Genomic DNA, 14005 nt, shown 5'->3' with positions numbered 1-14005 from the left:
GGGACTCGCAGAGCTGCTTGCAGAGGAGGTGAACAGGCATGCCCCGCGGCGGGGCTGGAATGGGTGACAGGGCGTCTTGATGCCGTTCGAGCTGGTCACACGCCCCCTCACCCCGGCCCCCTCCCATGAGGCGAGAGGGAGAATGATGTGCATCACCCCGCGCGTTCGGAGTGAGGAACCCGGCGCGACATGAGGTGGTCCCGGGGGATATACCCTTCCCGCCTACCGCACCTTCGTCCCGCTCGGCAGGTCCAGCCCCGTCCCCACCAGGTCGAGATTTCCCGCCTCATCCTCGGCGGCGAGGATCATGCCCTGCGACTCGATGCCGCGCAATTTCGCAGGCTTGAGGTTGGCGACCAGGATGACCTTGCGGCCCACCAGGTCCTCCGGCGTGAACCACTTGCGGATGCCGCTGACCACCGTGCGCGTCTCGTCGCCCAGCCGCACGGTGAGCTTGAGCAGCTTGTCGGCCTTTTCGACCGCCTCGGCGGCGACGACCTCCGCGATTCGCAGGTCCACCCGGGCGAAGTCGTCGATGGAGATGACGGGCTGCGTCTCGGCGGGGGTGTCGGTGGGCTGGGGGGCGGCCTGCGGCGTCTGGGTCATGGGCTTCTTCTCTTTCTTGAGGGCGGGGGTGTGACGGGCATTGCTCTCAGCGGCGCTCGTCGCGGGCTGAGGCGCCTCGGCTTTCGGCAGTTCCGGCTTGGGGAAGAGGATCGGGCCGCCCACCACCCGCGTTCCGGCGGGCGTGAGGCCCCAGTTCCCCGTCAGGGCGTACGACTGTCCCCCCAGGCCGAGCTGCTTGCGGAGTTCGCGCGCCTTGCCGGGAATGATGGCCTCCAGGGCGACGCTGGCGACGCGCAAGCCTTCGGCCGCCGTGTAGAGCACTGTGTCCAGTCGCCGCGCCGTCTCCGGCGACTTGGCGAGGTTCCAGGGCGCACTCTCCGCGATGTAGCGGTTGAGGTCGCGCACGAAGTTCATCGCCGTCTCGACCGCCATGTTCACCTTCAGGTCGCGGGCCAGGCCCAGCACCTCGCCGGGGAGGGCGAGTGCGGCCGCCTCGATCTCGTGCTCACGCTCGGTGAGTTCCAGTGCCTGCGGAATGATGCCGTCCCGGTACTTCTGAATCATGCTGACGGTGCGCGAGAGGAGGTTGCCCAGATCGTTGGCGAGGTCGGAATTCAGCCGCGAGACCAGAATGCCCTCGCCGTAAGGGCTGTCCGCGCTGAGGGTCGCCTCGCGCAGCAGCGTGTAGCGGATGGCGTCCACCGGGTACTCGGCGACCAGCTTTTCCGGGTCGATGGCGTTGCCGAGCGACTTGCCCATCTTGCGCCCGTCCTCGGCGAGGATGTGGCTGTGGACCACCAGCTTGCGGTAGAGGGGCAGCCCCGCCGCTCTCAGCATGGTCGGCCAGAAGACCGCGTGCGGCTTGAGGATGTCCTTGCCGATGACGTGCCACGCCTTGCCGATGGTCTCCTCGCCCATGCCCAGGCTGACGGGCGCGGAGACATAGTTCAGCAGCGCGTCGAACCAGACGTAGGTCACGTGGTCGGGGTCCCACGGCAGTTCGATGCCCCACGGCACCCGCGACTTCGGGCGGCTGATGGAGAGGTCCCCGATGGGCTCGCGCAGCATCTCCAGCACCTCGTTGCGATAACCTGCGGGCTGGATGAAGTCGGGGTTGGACTGGATGTGTTCCAGCAGCCAGTCCTGGTACTTCTCCATTTTGAAGAAGTAGTTCGCCTCGCGCCGCAGCTCGGGCGGGTCCTTGTCGCCGGGGTAGCGCCGCACGCCGTCCGGCCCCGCCACGAGTTCCTTTTCCGTCACATACCGCTCGGCGCCGACCGAGTACAGGCCCTCGTACTCCGCGAAGTAGATGTCGCCCGCATCGTACACACGCTGGAGGATGTCCTGCACGTAGCGCTTGTGGCGGCCCTCGGTGGTGCGGATGAAGTCGTCGTAGCTGATCTCCAGGCGGTCCCACAGCCCTTTGAAAGCCCGCTGGCTCAGGTCGTCCACGAACGTCTGTGGCGTCTGCCCGGCCTTGGCGGCGGCCTTGGCGATCTTCTCGCCGTGCTCGTCGGTGCCCGTCACGAAGGTCACGTCGTACCCGGCGAGGCGGTGGTAGCGGGCCAGGGCGTCGGTCAGGATCTTCTCGTAGACGTGCCCGATATGCGGCGCACCGTTGGCGTAGTCAATCGCGGTCGTGATGAAAAAGGTTCTGTCCCCGGTTTCAGGCTGTCTCGTCATGCTCGGCCCCCCGCCCGGCGATCACCTCCTGATGAGAGAAGGGGCCGGGCAACCGCTCAAAGATACGGAAAAAAAGAAACGAAAACGCGGGGCGTCCCTTCTCCGGCACCGCCCCGCGAACCCCAGATGCGTCAGGAGCGCGGGGGCATTCGCATCATCACGGTGAAAGTGATGGTCATGGACCCAGTGTAACGGTTGGACAAGGCTCCTGCATCTGGAACCTGGCGTATGGCGGGAGTACGGTGAGGGGACAGGAAAAGAGACGGAATCCATGACGCAGGGCCACACGAGGGGCCGCCCGTCACCGACCGTCCCACCCGCCGAGTAAGGAGGGGGCAGCATGACCAGCTCGCCGACCCGTGACCTTCCCGACCAGAAACTGCCGTCCCAGACTTCCCCCGCCGAGGAGGTGCCGACCCAGGGCCTCGCCCCCGGCCTGCCGCCGACCTGGGCGAGCAGCGACAAGGACTTCGTGACGACCGCGCTGGGCGGCGCCTCCCGGCTGTGGGTCACCGGGGGCCACGGGGCACTGAACGAGGTGTACTGGCCCTCCACCGGGCAGCCGCAGATCCGCGACCTGACCTTCTACCTCATCGGCGAGTCGGGCTGGGTGGACCTGGCGCGGGCGCGGCGGTACGTGTTCTCCATGCCCAAGCCGTACCTTCCCCTTCCCACCATCATCCACCGGGGCGAGGACTACGAGCTGGCGCTGGAGGTGCTGCCCGACCCCACCCGCGACGTGCTGCTGATCCGCTACGCCCTGAGTGGTCCCTACCGCCTGGCGCTGGTGCTGGCCCCCCACCTCACCTCCACCGGGCACGGCAACGTGGCCTGGGTGGAGGGGCAACGGCTGCTGGCGGTGAGCGGAGACCGGGCGCTCGCGCTGCTGGCGGGCGGGCCGATGACGCACCTCAGCGCGGGGTACGTCGGCTTTTCCGACGGCTGGCAGGACCTCCACGCGCACGGGCGACTGACCTGGGCGTACGAGCGGGCGGAGAACGGCAACGTGGCCCTCTCCGCCGAACTCGTGGAGCCCTCCGGGCTGCTGGCGCTCGGTTTCGCGGAGAGCGCGCAGGGCGCTCAGGGGCTCGCCCGCGCGAGTCTCGCCGAGGGGGACGAACCCGCCCGCCGCGCCTTCCTCCACGCCTGGGAGGACTGGGGAAGTGCCCTGAAGCTGGGCGGTTCCAGCCCGGAACTGGAGGCGGAGGCGGTGCTGAGCGCGACCGTCCTCAAGATTCACGAGGACCGCACCTATCCGGGCGCCCTCGTCGCCAGCCTGAGCATCCCATGGGGGAACTACACCGACACGCTGGGCGGCTACCACCTCGTCTGGCCGCGCGACGCCACGCTGGCGGCCTTCGCCCTGGTCGCCTGTCATCAGCGCGAAGACGCCCGGCGGGTGCTGGCGGGCTTCATCGCCAACCAGCAGCCCGACGGCCACTGGTTCCAGAACTACTATCCTGACGGTCAACCCTTCTGGCACGGCATCCAGCTCGACGAGACGGCCTTCCCGGTCCTGCTGGCCGCGGGGCTGCGCGAGGAGGGCGAGCCGGAACTGGAGGGCACCCGCGACATGGTGCGCCGGGCGCTCGCCTTCGTGGCCCGCACCGGCCCCACCAGCGACCAGGACCGCTGGGAGGAGAACCCCGGCGTGAACCCCTTCACCCTGGCGGTCGCCATCGCCGCGCTCGTGGCGGGGGCGGGGTGGCTGGAGGAGGACGAGCGCCACTACGCCCTGGGGCTGGCGGACGACTGGAACGAGCGGCTGGAGAGCTTCTGCTACGTGACCGATACGCCGCTGAGCCGCAAGTTGGGGGTGGAGGGCTACTACGTGCGGCTCGCCCCCCCGACCCGCGACGGTGCCCTGACCGGAGAGGTGATGCTGCAAAACCGCGAGGGGAAAACGGTCGAGGCATCCGCCCTCGTCAGCCTCGACTTCTCGTACCTGCCGCGGCTGGGGCTGCGTTCCGCGCACGACCCGCGCATCCGGGACACCGTGCGGGTGGTCGATCACCTGTTGGCCGAGGAGACCCCCACCGGAACCTTCTACCACCGCTACAACGACGACGGGTACGGCGAACACGACGACGGTTCGCCCTACGACGGGCACGGGTGCGGGCGGCTGTGGCCCCTGCTCACCGGCGAGCGCGGCCACCTCGCCCTCCAGATGGGGGAGGACCCGGCCCCGTACCTGGACGCCCTGTTGCGTTGCTCCAGCCCGGGCGGCCTGCTGCCCGAGCAGGTCTGGAATGGCCCGCCGCTCCCCGAGTGTGGCCTCTTCCCGGGCCGTCCCAACGGGAGCGCGATGCCCCTGCTGTGGGCGCACGCCGAGTTCCTGAAGCTGCTGCAGGCCTCCCAGACGGGCCGCCCCGCCGAACTCCTGCGCGAGGTGGAGGAACGTTACGCCGAGCCCCTTCCCGCCGAGGTCCGGCACTGGCGCCCCGCCGCGCCCGTTCCGCAACTCGAACCCGGCCTGCTGCTGCTGATCGAGGACGCGCGGCCCTTCACCCTCCACTCCGGCTTCGACGGCTGGAAGGACGTGCGGGAGCGGGCCGCATTGCCCCTGCCCTTCGGCCTGTGGGGGGTGAGCTTCAGCCCCGCCGAGCTGGAGGGCCACCACCTGCTCAACTTCACCCGGCGGGGGGAGGCGGGGTGGGAGGGGCAGGACCACGTGATCCGGCTGGGGCAGGACACGCCCCGCACCTCTCTCACGGCGCGGAGTGGGGGATAGGCGCCCCTCCCCCCGGGCTGCGCCCCCTAGAATCCCGGTGTGATTGCCTACCTGAGTGGCGTCGTGCGCGAGGTGCGCGAGGCGAGCGCCGTGATCGTCGCTGGGGGCGTGGGGTACGAGGTCTTCTGCCCCGCCTCCACCCTGGGGAAACTCACCCCGGGCCAGCCCGCCGAACTCAACACCCGCTTCGTGGTGCGCGAGGACGCCCAACTGCTGTTCGGCTTCAGTGACGCCGACAGCCTGCGCCTCTTCGACCTGCTGACGGGCGTGAGCGGCGTCGGGCCGAAGCTGGGCCTGGCCCTGCTCTCGGCCATGCCCGTCAGTGCCATCGCCCAGGGCCTGATCACGGGTGACGTGAAGCTGCTCTCCAGCGTCTCCGGTGTGGGGAAAAAGACGGCCGAACGGCTGGTCCTGGAACTCCAGAACAAGGTTCCCGAACACCTTGCGGCGCCGACCACGGGGGCCAGGGCCGCCCCGGTGAACAGCACGGCGGGCCGGGACGCCATTGAGGCCCTGCTCGCCCTCGGCTTCCGGGAGGGGCAGGTGCGGGGCGTGGTGGCCGAACTGCTCGCCGCCGACCCCGCCCAGAGCGCCGACGCGCTGATCCGCCGGGGTTTGGGGAAGCTCCGCTAGATGACGCACGGCCAGCCCGACAGCCTCACTATCGAGGACGGAGCCCCGCGGGAAGAGGCCTCCCCCGGCACGTCCCCCACCGACGAGCAGCGGGTCACCTGGCTGGAGCTGTTCTTCGACCTGATCTTCGTGGTGGCCTTCGACCAGCTCGCCAAGCGGCTGGGGGACACGCCCAGCGGGGCGAACGTCGGCATCTTCCTGCTGCTGTTCACGGCGGTGTGGTGGGCCTGGGCGGGCAACACGACGTTTGCCGCCCGCTACGGCAACGACCGGCGGGTGTACCGCTGGGGCAGCCTGCTGCAACTCGTGACGCTGGGCATCATCGCGCTGACCGAGCGCGGCGACCTCGACCAGACGGGCCAGGCCTTCGCTCTCGCCTACGGGGCCAACCGCCTCATCCTGGTCGGGATGTACCTCGTCACCCTGCGGCGCGACCCCGACACCGCCGTCTTCGCCCGGCCCACCGCGGCGGGGTACGGGCTGGGGGCGCTGCTCTGGCTGGGGAGCGCGCTGCTGGGGGGAACGGCGCAACTCGTCACGTGGTGCGTGGCCCTCGCGGTGGACCTGCTCACGCCGCTGGTGATCCGCGAGCGCCAGGGGGCCGCCCTGCCGCACCAGGAGCACCTGCCCGAACGCGTCGGTCTCCTCCAGATCATCGCGCTGGGTGGGGTCGTCAACGAGGTCGTCACGGGGGGTCGGCAGCGGGACCTGACGTGGGATTCGCTGGGGGCCGCCCTGTTCGCCATTGTCGCGGCGGTCGCGCTGTGGCGGCTGTACTTCGACCAGGCCCGTGCCCTGCCCGTGGCCCTCGCCCACCGGGTGGGCCGCGTAGGCGCATTCCTCGCCTGGCTGTACGGCCACCTGCCCTTCACGGTCAGCGTGGTGATGCTCGGCGTGGGGTTGGGGCACGGCATCGGGGACACCGAACCCGACCACGACGCCGTGAACCGCGCCCTCGTGGCCTGGCCGCTGACCGGGGCGCTCCTCACCCTGGCCCTGCTGCGCTGGAATGCCCGGCGCCTCACCGCGCACCGCACCCGGTTCGACCGCAGCCTACTGGCCCTGTCTCTCGGGGCTATGGCCGCCGGGGGTCTCGCCTTCAGCGGGCTGGGCACCCTCGCGCTGCATGCCGCCGTCGCCGCCATGACCCTGGCCCTCGCCCTGATCGTCGCCACCGACCCCCTGACCCGGCGCCTGGGGCAGATCGAGGAGCGGCTGGGCGCGTCGGGGTCGCCGATCTGAAGCTGAGACGGCCCCGGAACGCCCCTCAGGCAGAGGAGGGTTGGACGTTCCCCGGGGCCTCTTTCCCCTGCTCCGTCGGCCCGGCGGCGACACCCAGCCACGTTCCCTGACGGACGAGCAGAATCTGGCCCTCGGGACGGCGCAGGACCAGCAGGTCCCCCAGGACGGCGGGGGGGTGTCCACTCTGGACGGCCAGCAGGTTCCCCCGGTGGTCGAGGCGCAGGGTGAGGGTGCGGCCCAGGGCACGCAGGGCCAGCGGTTCGTCGCCCAGGTCCACGCTGACGAACCGCCCGTCCCCCGGCACCTCCACCCGGGTCAGGGATTGCGGCTCGGGCAGGTCCTCGGGGATGAAGGCGGCGGCGTGCAGCCGTTCGTGCAGGCGCCGGGCGCGTTCGGCGCTCAGGCCCAGGACGGCGGCACTCGCCCGCAGCGCGGCGTCCGCCCCAGCGGGGGTGAGGCGCGAGAGGCGGGCGGTGAGCCCCTCGGCCCCCTTGCGCGTGAGGGCGAGCAGGGTCCCTTCGGGCGCCTCGAAGTAGCGCGCCGCACTCCCGGGACCCAGGGAGGCGGCCTTCACCGCCCCGTCCCGCAGGAACTGCACGGCCGCGCGGGCCAGCCGCAGGTTCGCGTGGTATTCGGTGGGGTCGAGCAGCAGCGCCACGACCCGCACCTGCGCCGCCAGCCGCCCCAGCGCCGCAGCGGAGCGGGGCTCGGCCCGGAGGAGCAGGTAGGCCCCGCTCAGGGCGCCGTGCAGGGTCAGGTTCGGCGTCGTCAGCGTGAGGAGCCGCTCGGCGGGGGAGCGGTCCGGGCGAAGCAGGGCGACCTGACCGTCCACCTGGAGCTGCCAGTTCGGCCCGACCGGCTGCCAGCGCAGGTCCAGCCCCCGCCAGCGCGCCGCCTGCCCCCCGGCGAGGTGGATGACGAGTTCGGCCGCCCCATCGTCCGGTTCGGGCAACGCGGCCTCGGCGTGCGCGGCATACAGGATGCTGCGGCCCGGCAGCGTCCCCAGGCCGGGACCCGGCGCGTCCGCCAACACCTCGTCGAGCCCCTGCTGGAGACGTCGGGCCGCCTCCCGGATCGCGGGCCGCTCGCGGGGGTCGCGGGCCTGCGGGAAGGAGGCGCGCAGGGCGTCCATCAGCGCGGCCCGGGCTCCCGGCGCCAGCGGCTCGCGCTCGGCCGCCTCCAGCCGCGCGGCGAACACGTCCTCGTCGGGGTGGCGGGGAAAGGGGGCCTCGTGGACGGCGGAGAGGGCGGCGCGCAGGCGTGATCGGCCCCCCGGAGAGAGCAGCCCATCCGCCAGGGTCAGCATCAGGTCGCGCGTCACCTCCGGCTGGTGCAGGGAGACCAGCGGATCGTGCGCGGCGGGCACCGCCAGCTCCTGGGCGACGCCGCGCGCCTCCCGGCCAGCGTTCTCGACCACGGCGTACAGCGTGCGGAGCATCGGACGTTCCGGCTTGGCCTGAAGGGCCCGGCCCAGGTGCAGCAGCCGCGTCCGCAGCCCAGCGTACCAGGCCAGTTGCCGCAGCTCCTCCCAGGCGTGGGCCTCGGCCGCGCCGCTGGTCACCGGGGGGGTCCAGGTGGGGTGGACGTCCTCCGCGGCGGGCGGGCGGGGCGCGGGGGGCCGGGCGGGAGTCGCCTCCACCAGACCACCCCCCCGCAGGTGGGCACGGTACTGCCGCTCGCTCGCCAGCAGGCGGTGATAGAGGGCCGGTTCCAGGGGCGCCGCGAGCAGCACCTCGCGCAGCTCGGCCAGGGACCGGCGGCCTCCCCGCGGCACGCGGCTCCCCAGCGCGTCCGCGACCTTGTACTCGTACAGCTCCACGAGTTCGGCCCAGTAGGTCATGCGGGCTCCGGGAATGGCCATGGGCGGGTACGGGAACTGCCCGGCCGCAGGGGGAAGGATGAGGGACGTTCCGGCGCTCTCCCGGGGGGTCCTTCATTTCGCGGAAGCCGTCGCACCCGGTCAGTATAGGCACCCCGCCCCCTCCTCCCGCCCCCGCTTTTCTCACGTCGGGGGCCGGTGTAAGGCGCCCGACAGGGGGGCCAGGTATAACAGAGGGGCATGCCTGCCCGCCCCGCCCCGCCCCGGTTCCGCCTGCCCCTCCCCGGCGGGGGCCGACCGTGACCGCCTTCCCGAACCTGCTCCTGAACGCGCTGCTCCTCGCGGGCCTGTTCGTGGTGGGGCTGCTGCTCACCGTGCGCGCGGGCGAGCGGACCCTGCGGCTCGCCGTGACGCTGCTCGCGCTGGGGCTCGCGGTGCCCCTCGCCGTGCTGGCCGTGCAGAGCGGAAGCCTGGGCCGCGCGCAGGGCGTGCTGGTGGTGGCGGCCGTGCTGCTGGGGAGCGCGCCTTTCACGCTGGGGGCGCTCCCGCTGCCGGGCACGGGCCGCTCGGTGCGGGTGGGCCGTGCCGGTCCCCCGCCGCCGCGCCCCACCTCGGCCGGGTCCACGGTGCCCGACCTGCACTTCCAGGACTACGAGGTGCTGGGCCGCGTGGGGGTCGGGGGGATGGGCAGCGTGTACCGGGCGCGGCGTAAAAGCGACGGGCGGACCGTGGCCCTCAAGGTGCCGCAGGAGAAGTACCTTGCCGACGCCAAGTTCGTCCGGCGCTTCTACCGTGAGGCGGAGGTGCTGCGGAGATTCAGCCACCCCAACATCGTGCGGGTGTACGACTACCGTATGGAGGATCCCGAGCACTACATCGCCATGGAGTTCCTCGACGGCGAGAGCCTGGAAGCGCTGCTGGAGGCCCGCTCCCTGGAATTTACCGAGAGCACCCAGCTCCTGCGGGCGCTCTCCGACGCGCTGCGGCACATCCACATGCAGAACGTGGTCCACCGCGACATCAAGCCCGCCAACGTCATGGTGATGAAGGGGGCCTTTGTCGACGGCAGGCTGCGCGAGGGCGGCGTCAAGCTGATGGACTTCGGCATCGCGGTGGGCAAGGTGCTCACCCGGCTGACCATGACGGGCGCGCGGGTGGGCACGCCGATCTACATGGCCCCCGAGCAGGCCAAGGGCCACCGGGTGGACGCCCGCAGCGACGTGTATTCCCTGGGCCTCCTCGCCTACGAGATGGTGACTGGCCAGACCGCCTTCAAGGGGAGCTACGAGGCGGTCGTCCACCAGCAGGTCTTCGAGACGCCCAAGCCGCCCAAGCAGGTGCGGCTGGAGGTGCCCGGCAAGCTCAGCGACCTGATCCTGCACATGATCGAGAAAGACCCCGCGGGCCGCCCTACCCTGGACGAGGTGATTGCCCGGCTGGACGCCGGGGTCCTGGGCGACGACGTGTTCACCGACCCCGTCGCCCTGGCGATGAGCGTGGGCGAGAAGCGCGGCGCCCTGCGGCTGCTCGACCTGGGCGGCAAGCTGCGTCTGAGCCTGCGCGACCTCTCCGCCGCCGAGGGCGGCCTGCCCAGCCCCCCGAACGCCCTCGCCTCGGACGCGGACGGCAACCTGTACCTGACCCTGCTGGAGTTCCGCCAGGGCCGCGCCGGGGCGCTCGTCCGCAAGCTCGGGCCGGACGGCCGGGAACTCGCCGCGTTCGGCGGCTACGGCCTGGGCGAGGGCGACCTGCTGCAACCCGTCGGGGTCGCCGTGTCGCGCGGTCACGTCTATGTCCTCGACGCCGAGGCGCATCACGTCGTCGTGTATGACGCGGCGGGCCGCTTCGTCCGTCGTTTCGGGGGGCGCGGGCCGGGCCAGGGCCGCTTCGAGGGGCCGCGCGCCATCGTCGCCGCCCCGAACGGCGAGATCTACGTCCTCGACAGCGGCAACCGCGAGGTGCAGCGCTTTTCCGCCCAGGGCGAGTACCTCAGCCGCTACGCCTTCCGGGTGGACCGGGGCGGCGACGCGCTGCGCGACCTGGAGGGCTTGGCGGTGGACCTGTTCGGCGCCGTCTACATCGTGGACGGGGTGGCCCGCAAGGTCCGCAAGATCGAGGCGGACGGCACGCCGGGCTCGACCTTCGCCCTGGAGACGCTGGTGGGCGAGCCGGAAGGGGCGCCGTGGCTACTCCAGGTCAGCGCCGAGGGGCAGGTCTACGCAGTGCGGCAGGGCGGCCAGGTGCTGCGGACGTACAGCGCCGCCGGGGACCTCCTCGCCTCGCGCGACATGTACGCTCCCGTCCAGGCGATGACGCTGGTGGCCCGCCCCGTCCCGGTGGGGGTGTAGCCCTTGTCCCGCCTGCCCACCCTGACCCTCTACACCCGCGCGGGCTGCCACCTGTGCGAGCAGGCGGAGGAGGGGCTGCGGGCGCTGGACTACCGCTACGAGGCGGTGGACGTGGATGGTGACTTGGCCCTGAAAGCCCGCTACGGCGACGACGTGCCGGTGCTCGCGCTGGGCGAGCGAGTGCTGCTCAAGGGCGTGCTGGGCAAGGGGCGCCTGAGCGCCCTCAAGCTGCAACTCCTGCGCGAGGCCGGAGCAGGACGAGGCTGACCTTCCTCGCCCCCACCCGGGCGCTATGGTGTGATCATGAGTTGGCTAGAGCGCCTGCGGGACGGGCTGAGCAGGACCCGCAAGCAGATCAATGACACGGCCGGGAATCTCGGCCAGGACCTGCGGAACACCCTCACGAACCGCCTCGACTCCATCGAGGACCTGGAGTACGCCCTGATCGCCGCCGACGTGGGCCGCGCCGCCACCGAGGAAATCCTGGAGGACGTGCGGGCGAGCAACAAGCCCAACCTCCAGGAAGCCCTGATGGAGGCCCTCACCCTGCAACTGGAGCCCGACGCCCGCCGCGCGCAGTTCCGCAAGCTGGGCTTCACCCCCGACGCGCGCCGGGCTGTGGTGGATCCCCGGGGCCACGTCGTCATGGTGATCGGCGTGAACGGGGTGGGGAAGACCACGACCATTGCCAAGCTGGGCCAGTACTACATGGAGCGGGGCCGCAGCGTGATGTTTGCCGCCGGGGACACCTTCCGCGCGGCGGCGGGCGCGCAGCTCGGCGTGTGGGGCGAGCGCCTGGGCGTACCCGTCGTGCAGGGGCCGGAGGGGGGCGACCCCGCCGCCGTCGCCTTCGACGCCGCCACCGCCCGTGCTTCCCGCGGCACCGACCTGCTCTTCGTGGACACCGCCGGGCGCCTCCATACCAAGCACAACCTGATGGAGGAGCTGAAAAAGGTCCGCCGCGTGATCGACAAGGCCGATCCCGGTGAGCCCACCGAGGTATGGCTGGTCCTCGACGCCGTCACTGGGCAAAACGGCCTCGCCCAGGCCAAGAAGTTCCACGAGGCCACCCCCCTGACCGGCGTGATCGTTACCAAACTCGACGGCACGGCCAAGGGCGGCATCCTGGTGCCCATCGTCCGCGAACTCGGCGTGCCCATCAAGTTCATCGGGGTGGGTGAGCGCGCCGACGACCTGCAACCCTTCGACAGCCAGGAATTCGTGCGGGCGCTGTTCGACGTGGAGATTCCGAAGGCCTGAGCAGCGGCGGGGAAGATGTTTTCTCCCTCTCCCCCGTGGGAGAGGGCTGGGGTGAGGGCGCGCGAGCAGCGCAAGATGGATTGCCTCATCTGCTGACCGCACTGGGGTCGTGCCGTTCACTCCCTCCCAGCCTCCCTCCAAGGGGAGAAGTTTTTGCTTTGCCGGTGGGCTTGTTCCGTTGCGGTGAGGGCAGACGAAAAGGGCAGTCCTCCCACTGGACTCCCCCTTCTCGTTCTGCCTTTTACCCCCCCAGGTACGCGTGCAGCACCCGCTCGTCATTCACCAGCCGCGCGCTGTCCCCCTGCAAGGTAAGTTGCCCCGCCTCCAGCACATAGGTCCGGTGGCTGGACTGCATGGCGAGGCGGGCGTTTTGCTCGACCAGCAGAATGGTCACGCCCTGCTCGTTGAGCTCGCGGATGATGGTGAAGATTTCCCGGACGATGATGGGCGCGAGGCCGAGGGAGGGCTCGTCGAGGAGCAGCAGGCGGGGGCGGCTCATCAGGGCGCGGGCGATGGCGAGCATCTGCTGTTCGCCGCCAGATAAGGTGCCCGCGAGCTGGTGGCGGCGCTCTCCGAGGCGGGGGAAGCGTTCGTACATCCGGGTGAGGTCGTCCCGGACCTCCGCGGCGCTGCGCCGGGTGTAGGCCCCCAACTCCAGGTTGTCCTGCACGCTCTGCCGCGCCAGCACCTGCCGTCCCTCGGGGCTCTGGGCGATGCCGAGCCGCACGGCCTCATCGGGCGCCACACGGGTGATGTCCCGTCCGGCGAGGAGAATGCGACCCTCACGAGGACGCACCAGCCGCGAAACGGCCCGCAGCGTCGTCGTCTTGCCCGCGCCGTTCGCGCCGATCAGGGTGACGACCTCGCCCTCCTCCACGGTCAAGGTCAGGCCGCGCACCGCCTGGATGGCGCCGTAGTTCACGCTTAGGTTCTCGATCTCCAGCAGCGCCATTATTCGCCCCCCAGGTAGGCCTCAATCACCCTCGGGTCGCGCTGGACCGTCGCCGGGTCGCCCACCGCGATGAGTTGCCCGAAATTCAGCACCGCCACCCTGTCGCACAGGTTCATCACCAGCGGGACGTGGTGTTCGATGACCAGCACGGTGAGGTCGAAGCGGTCCCGCACCTGGCGGATAAACGCCGTGAGCCCGCCCTTCTCGGCGGTATTCATGCCCGCCGCCGGTTCATCGAGGAGCAGTACGCGCGGCTCGGTCGCCAGGGCGCGGGCGATCTCCAGCCGCCGCTGGTCGCCGTAGCTGAAATTTCCGGCGCTCTCCCCGGCCCGGTCCGCCAGCCCCACAAGGTCGAGCAGCGCCCAGGCGCGTTCCTCCACCCGCCGCTCCTCCGCCCGGGCGGTGCCGAAGACGCCCGCCCACAGCCCCGCCCCCGTGCGGACGTGCTGCGCGATCTTCACGTTTTCCAGCGCGGAGAGGGCGCGGAACAGCCGGATATTCTGGAAGGTGCGGCTCATCCCGAGGGCAGCGATGCGGTGCGGGGCGAGGCCGGTCACCGCCTGCCCCCGGTAGCTCAGCGTCCCGCTGCTGGGCGGCGTCAGGCCCGTCATCAGGTTGAAGAGCGTCGTTTTCCCCGCCCCGTTCGGCCCGATCAGCCCGAAGATCTCACCCTCCCGCACGTCGAAGCTCACGTCGTTCACCGCAACCAGGCCGCCGAAGCGCCGGGTCAGACCGCGCGCCTCCAGCACGGTCGTCCGCTCGGTCGTCAT

10 protein-coding genes are annotated in these 14005 nt (G+C 71.1%); 6 read left to right on the top strand and 4 right to left on the bottom strand.

The window, feature by feature from the left end; translation table 11 throughout:
- Window positions 1-222: 222 nt before the first annotated feature.
- A complete protein-coding gene (metG, locus tag F784_RS0101450; protein ID WP_019584909.1) occupies window positions 223-2250 on the bottom strand; it encodes a methionine--tRNA ligase in 2028 nt (675 codons plus the stop codon).
- 340 nt (window positions 2251-2590) lie between these two features.
- Here metG and F784_RS0101445 point away from each other — a divergent pair, with 340 nt between their 5' ends.
- From F784_RS0101445 to F784_RS0101435, 3 genes are read left to right on the top strand one after another with little or no spacing between them, the layout of a single operon-like run.
- On the top strand, window positions 2591-4981 hold the full coding sequence (locus F784_RS0101445; RefSeq protein WP_019584908.1) for a glycoside hydrolase family 15 protein: 2391 nt from the start codon (window positions 2591-2593) through the stop codon (window positions 4979-4981).
- A gap of 39 nt (window positions 4982-5020) precedes the next feature.
- On the top strand, window positions 5021-5614 hold the full coding sequence (ruvA, locus tag F784_RS0101440) for a Holliday junction branch migration protein RuvA (protein ID WP_019584907.1): 594 nt from the start codon (window positions 5021-5023) through the stop codon (window positions 5612-5614).
- A complete protein-coding gene (locus F784_RS0101435; RefSeq protein ID WP_019584906.1) occupies window positions 5615-6856 on the top strand; it encodes a low temperature requirement protein A in 1242 nt (413 codons plus the stop codon). It abuts the gene before it with no gap.
- A gap of 25 nt (window positions 6857-6881) precedes the next feature.
- Here F784_RS0101435 and F784_RS0101430 read toward each other — a convergent pair whose 3' ends face one another.
- On the bottom strand, window positions 6882-8696 hold the full coding sequence (locus F784_RS0101430; protein WP_019584905.1) for a hypothetical protein: 1815 nt from the start codon (window positions 8694-8696) through the stop codon (window positions 6882-6884).
- Window positions 8697-8974: 278 nt separating this feature from the next.
- On the opposite strand from F784_RS0101430, the gene F784_RS0101425 reads away from it, so the two are divergent.
- From F784_RS0101425 to ftsY, 3 genes are read left to right on the top strand one after another with little or no spacing between them, the layout of a single operon-like run.
- Window positions 8975-11023 (top strand): protein kinase domain-containing protein, encoded by a 2049-nt coding sequence (locus tag F784_RS0101425; RefSeq protein WP_019584904.1) that lies wholly within the window; start codon window positions 8975-8977, stop codon window positions 11021-11023.
- A gap of 3 nt (window positions 11024-11026) precedes the next feature.
- Window positions 11027-11290: a glutaredoxin family protein gene (locus F784_RS0101420; RefSeq protein ID WP_019584903.1), complete on the top strand. Its 264-nt coding sequence runs from the start codon at window positions 11027-11029 to the stop codon at window positions 11288-11290.
- 36 nt (window positions 11291-11326) lie between these two features.
- Window positions 11327-12283, top strand: a complete 957-nt coding sequence (gene ftsY, locus F784_RS0101415; protein WP_019584902.1) for a signal recognition particle-docking protein FtsY — start codon at window positions 11327-11329, stop codon at window positions 12281-12283.
- 241 nt (window positions 12284-12524) lie between these two features.
- Here the strand turns inward: ftsY and F784_RS0101410 are convergent, their stop codons facing one another.
- Window positions 12525-13235: an ABC transporter ATP-binding protein gene (locus tag F784_RS0101410; RefSeq protein WP_019584901.1), complete on the bottom strand. Its 711-nt coding sequence runs from the start codon at window positions 13233-13235 to the stop codon at window positions 12525-12527.
- A complete protein-coding gene (locus F784_RS0101405) occupies window positions 13235-14005 on the bottom strand; it encodes an ABC transporter ATP-binding protein (RefSeq protein ID WP_026332174.1) in 771 nt (256 codons plus the stop codon). The genes F784_RS0101410 and F784_RS0101405 overlap by 1 nt, the downstream gene beginning before the upstream one ends.

It is taken from the genome of Deinococcus apachensis DSM 19763 (assembly GCF_000381345.1).
Lineage (GTDB): Bacteria > Deinococcota > Deinococci > Deinococcales > Deinococcaceae > Deinococcus > Deinococcus apachensis.
The sequence above is the reverse complement of the archived record's forward strand: the minus strand, read 5'-3'. Positions and strand labels throughout refer to the sequence as shown.